A 3642-nucleotide genomic window follows, 5' to 3' on the forward strand; every position below is an offset into this window, starting at 1 on the left:
ACGTCCTGTGCTTCCCTTACATTTTTCGGGGTGCTTTGGATTGCGGCGCGACCACCATCACGCTGGAGATGGAAATCGCTGCCGTGTACGCCATTGCCGAACTGGCCCAGGCCGAGCAAAGCGAAGTCGTGGCCGCCGCCTATGTGGGCGAACCTTTGGCGTTTGGCCCCGAGTACCTGATTCCCAAGCCGTTTGACCCGCGCTTGATGATGAAAATTGCCCCCGCTGTGGCGCAAGCGGCAGCCGAAAGCGGAGTGGCCTCACGCCCCATCCAGGACATGGATGCTTACCGTGAAAAGCTGCAAGGCTTTGTCTACGCCTCTGGCACGATGATGAAGCCCATCTTCACGGCCGCCAAACGGGCCCTGAAGAAGCGCATCGCCTACAGCGAAGGCGAGGAAGAACGCGTCTTGCGTGCTTCCCAAATCGTGGTGGACGAAGGTCTCGCCCGGCCGACGCTGATTGGCCGCCCGGCCGTGATTGCCGAGCGCATCGAAAAATTCGGCCTGCGCCTGAAAGAAGAGCTTGATTACGACGTGGTCAACGTGGAGATGGACCACCGCTACCGTGATTTCTGGCAGACCTACCACCGCATGACCGAACGCAAGGGCGTGACCCAGCAGATCGCCAAGATCGAAATGCGCCGCCGCTTGTCGCTGATTGGCGCCATGTTGCTGCACAAAGGCGATGTGGACGGCATGATTTGTGGCACTTGGGGGACCAACCCCATGCACCTGAATTACATCGACCAGGTCATTGGCAAGCGGGCAGGCGTCCATACCTTTGCCTGCATGAACGGCTTGATGCTGCCGGGACGCCAGGTCTTCATGGTCGACACCCATGTGAATTACGACCCCACAGCCGAGCAGTTGGCCGAGTTCACCGTCATGGCGGCCGAGGAGATGCGGCGTTTTGGTATCCAGCCCAAGGCGGCCTTGCTTTCACATTCGAACTTTGGCTCCTCCAACCAGCCCAGCGCCATCAAAATGCGCGATGTCCTGGACTTGCTCCGCAAGAAGGCACCCTGGCTCGAAGTGGATGGTGAAATGCACGGCGACGTGGCACTCGACACGGCCGCGCGCCAAGCCATCATGCCCAACAGCAGTTTGCTGGGAGACGCGAATTTATTGGTTTTGCCGAACATCGATGCCGCCAACATCGCCTACAACTTGCTCAAGACCGCCGCGGGCGGCAACATTGCAGTGGGGCCTGTTTTGCTGGGCGCCGCCAAGCCGGTCCACATTTTGACGCCCAGCACCACCGTGCGCAGGATTGTCAACATGACGGCCCTGACGGTGGCCGATGCCAACGCTGCGAGATAAGTCATAAAACAGAAGCTTGTGCTCACTTAAGGAGCGAATGCCCGGACGAACCTTGCCTATTTATTGGGCATCCTCTTGCTTTTTTATGTCGCTTGCCTCACACTAGCGCCTTCGAGTGTTCGGGTTAACCCGGGGACTTCTGAAAGGTGTTTTCATGAAGGTGGCGCGACACATCGCTTCCCCATTGCGCTGGCTACCGGTGCTTTTGGGGTTGACGTTATCAATTTGCACTTTAACGGTGCAAGCCCGTTCAGCCGCCGCTGGCCAAACTTTGTCTGCTTTGCAGGTGACAGATTTGCCGCGAGAAGGCCAAGAAACGTACCAACTCATCCGCAAGGGCGGTCCTTTTCCTTACGGAAAGGACGGTACAGTTTTTGGCAATCGTGAGCGTCTTCTGCCCCGTGAAACGCGGGGGTTTTACCTTGAATACACCGTCAGGACACCTGGCATAAAGCATCGCGGAGCGCGGCGCATCGTTTGCGGTGGCCCAGTGCCTCGCAATCCACAGACCTGTTACTACACACAAGACCATTACGCGAGTTTTCGCATGATTGTCGACAAGCCTTGATTTTTTGACCTTAGAGAAAGACCACGGAGATGGACACGCCGATTCGTCACGACCAAGAAACGCCCCTGAAGGGTGTTCGGTCCAACATCGTGCAGTCGATCCGCGCTTACCGCGTGAGCGACTTGCAAGATGCCGCCCAAAACTTGGGCCACCACTTTTTGTATGCCAACCTGGCCGAAGCCCAGAGCAAACAGGATGTGTTGGACCTGGTGGGTGCCCAATTCACGCTGCCTTCGCACTTTGGCAAGAACTTTGATGCCTTGTACGACTGCATGACCGATCCACTGCACAAGTCCGGCCCTCAGCCTGGCTTTATTGTGGTGCTGGAGCAAATACCTGCGCACGCCAAGTTCGACAAGGAAGCCCGCGAGCAATTGCTGGACATCTTCCGGGACACGGCAGATTACTGGGGAGACAGGAAGATACCCTTCCGATGCTTCTATTCTTTTCTGTAGCCCGTTCTGCGCAAAATAGCCAAGCAGGACGGGCGAATGAGGCACAAACCGACAACGCCGTGATGGCCGAATCGGTCGAAGAAGGCGAAAAAATGCCCACCGACAAACTGGTGGACGTTTCGCCATTGGCGCTGCGCATGAGCAGCCCATTCAACGCAGGTTATTGGCTCGCAGCCGCCTGACGCGCATGCGGGCCCCTTGCTCCTCAAGAGCCGGGCCTGAATGCAAAAAAGCCCGTCCATGTGACGGGCTTTTTCATGGCTCAAAGGCTTTTTAAAGTGGCTGCTCGGTGGGTGGGTGTCGGGTTCAGACGGTTTGCGCCAACGCGACGAACTCGGCCACGGGCACTTCTTCGGCGCGCCTTTGCAAGTCAAAGCTGCCGGCAAAACCCTTTTCTTCGAGCCACTTGCCCAGCGTGTTGCGCAATATCTTGCGGCGCTGGCTGAAGGCCACCTGAACCAGGGTTTCCAGCGTTTTGACATTCACCTGCGGCGGCGTGGCCAGCGGCACCATGCGCACTACGGCGCTGTCCACACGCGGCGGCGGGTCAAAACTTTCAGGTGGCACAAACAAAACGTTGGCCATGTCATAGCGCCACTGCAGCATGACCGAGAGTCGGCTGTAGTCCGACGTGCAGGGCTTGGCGACCATCCGGTCAATCACTTCTTTTTGCAGCATGAAGTGCTGGTCTTCGATCACATCCACCTGGGCCAATAAATGGAACAGGATGGGGGTAGAGATGTTGTAGGGCAGGTTGCCGACAACGCGAATTTTTTCCTTTGCAGCCACCGCGCTGTCGGTGTTGGCCAGCATCTGTGCCGCAAGGGCTCTGAAGTCCACCTTCAGCACGTCAGACGCTACCACCGACAGGTGGGGATGCTCGCGCAAGCGCACAGCCAGGTCGCGGTCCAGTTCGATCACTGTCAGGTGGCCCAGACGCTCCACCAGGGGCTGGGTCAGGGCGGCCAGACCAGGACCGATCTCGACCATGGCTTGACCCGCTTCCGGTTTGATCGCATCCACAATAGCACCGATGATGCCGCGGTCGGTCAGGAAGTGTTGGCCAAATCGTTTGCGTGCAATGTGTTTCATTGCGGCGGCTCGCGCATCTCGACATACGCGCGGCTCCGAATGTCTTCAACCCAAGTGGCATAAGCTTCGTCAAGTTTATTTTCGCGCAAGGCGTTGCGGGCCAAGGCGCGTTGCTCCTGATCGCTCATGGGTGCACTGCGTCGGTCGGTGACTTCGATCAGGTGGACGCCAAAGCGGGACACCAGCGGCTCTGCCACTTGGCCTG

At 58.0% G+C, this 3642-nt stretch carries 6 protein-coding genes; 4 read left to right on the plus strand and 2 right to left on the minus strand.

Translation table 11 applies throughout. The features are described 5' to 3' along the window. The 4 genes from ACIQ3A_RS14355 to ACIQ3A_RS14370 form a co-directional block, all read left to right on the plus strand. On the plus strand, window positions 1-1322 hold a 1322-nt coding region (locus ACIQ3A_RS14355; RefSeq protein ID WP_396432405.1), incomplete at its 5' end, for a phosphate acyltransferase. Window positions 1323-1476: 154 nt separating this feature from the next. Then, the gene (locus ACIQ3A_RS14360; protein WP_396432406.1) at window positions 1477-1890 is read left to right on the plus strand and encodes a ribonuclease domain-containing protein; all 414 of its coding nucleotides are present in this window, start codon (window positions 1477-1479) and stop codon (window positions 1888-1890) included. 29 nt (window positions 1891-1919) lie between these two features. Then, the gene (locus ACIQ3A_RS14365; RefSeq protein ID WP_396432407.1) at window positions 1920-2345 is read left to right on the plus strand and encodes a barstar family protein; all 426 of its coding nucleotides are present in this window, start codon (window positions 1920-1922) and stop codon (window positions 2343-2345) included. Continuing rightward, complete coding sequence (locus ACIQ3A_RS14370) at window positions 2324-2527, plus strand: hypothetical protein (protein WP_396432408.1); 204 nt, start codon at window positions 2324-2326, stop codon at window positions 2525-2527. The genes ACIQ3A_RS14365 and ACIQ3A_RS14370 overlap by 22 nt, the downstream gene beginning before the upstream one ends. Window positions 2528-2651: 124 nt before the next feature. On the opposite strand, the gene rsmA is transcribed toward ACIQ3A_RS14370, so the two are convergent. Together rsmA and ACIQ3A_RS14380 are read right to left on the minus strand one after the other, a co-directional pair. Continuing rightward, a complete protein-coding gene (gene rsmA / locus ACIQ3A_RS14375) occupies window positions 2652-3437 on the minus strand; it encodes a 16S rRNA (adenine(1518)-N(6)/adenine(1519)-N(6))-dimethyltransferase RsmA (RefSeq protein ID WP_396432409.1) in 786 nt (261 codons plus the stop codon). Next, a partial coding sequence (locus ACIQ3A_RS14380; RefSeq protein WP_396432410.1) for a peptidylprolyl isomerase occupies window positions 3434-3642 on the minus strand: 209 nt, incomplete at its 5' end. The genes rsmA and ACIQ3A_RS14380, both read right to left, overlap by 4 nt.

Source organism: Limnohabitans sp. (assembly GCF_044361985.1).
Classification (GTDB): domain Bacteria; phylum Pseudomonadota; class Gammaproteobacteria; order Burkholderiales; family Burkholderiaceae_C; genus Limnohabitans_A.

Excerpts from the sequence above, each read along its gene's own strand:
- ACIQ3A_RS14360 (WP_396432406.1), top strand. The coding sequence starts at position 1,477 with ATGAAGGTGGCGCGACACATCGCTTCCCCATTGCGCTGGCTACCGGTG.
- ACIQ3A_RS14365 (WP_396432407.1), top strand. The coding sequence starts at position 1,920 with ATGGACACGCCGATTCGTCACGACCAAGAAACGCCCCTGAAGGGTGTT.
- rsmA (WP_396432409.1), bottom strand. The coding sequence starts at position 3,437 with ATGAAACACATTGCACGCAAACGATTTGGCCAACACTTCCTGACCGAC.
- ACIQ3A_RS14370 (WP_396432408.1), top strand. The coding sequence starts at position 2,324 with ATGCTTCTATTCTTTTCTGTAGCCCGTTCTGCGCAAAATAGCCAAGCA.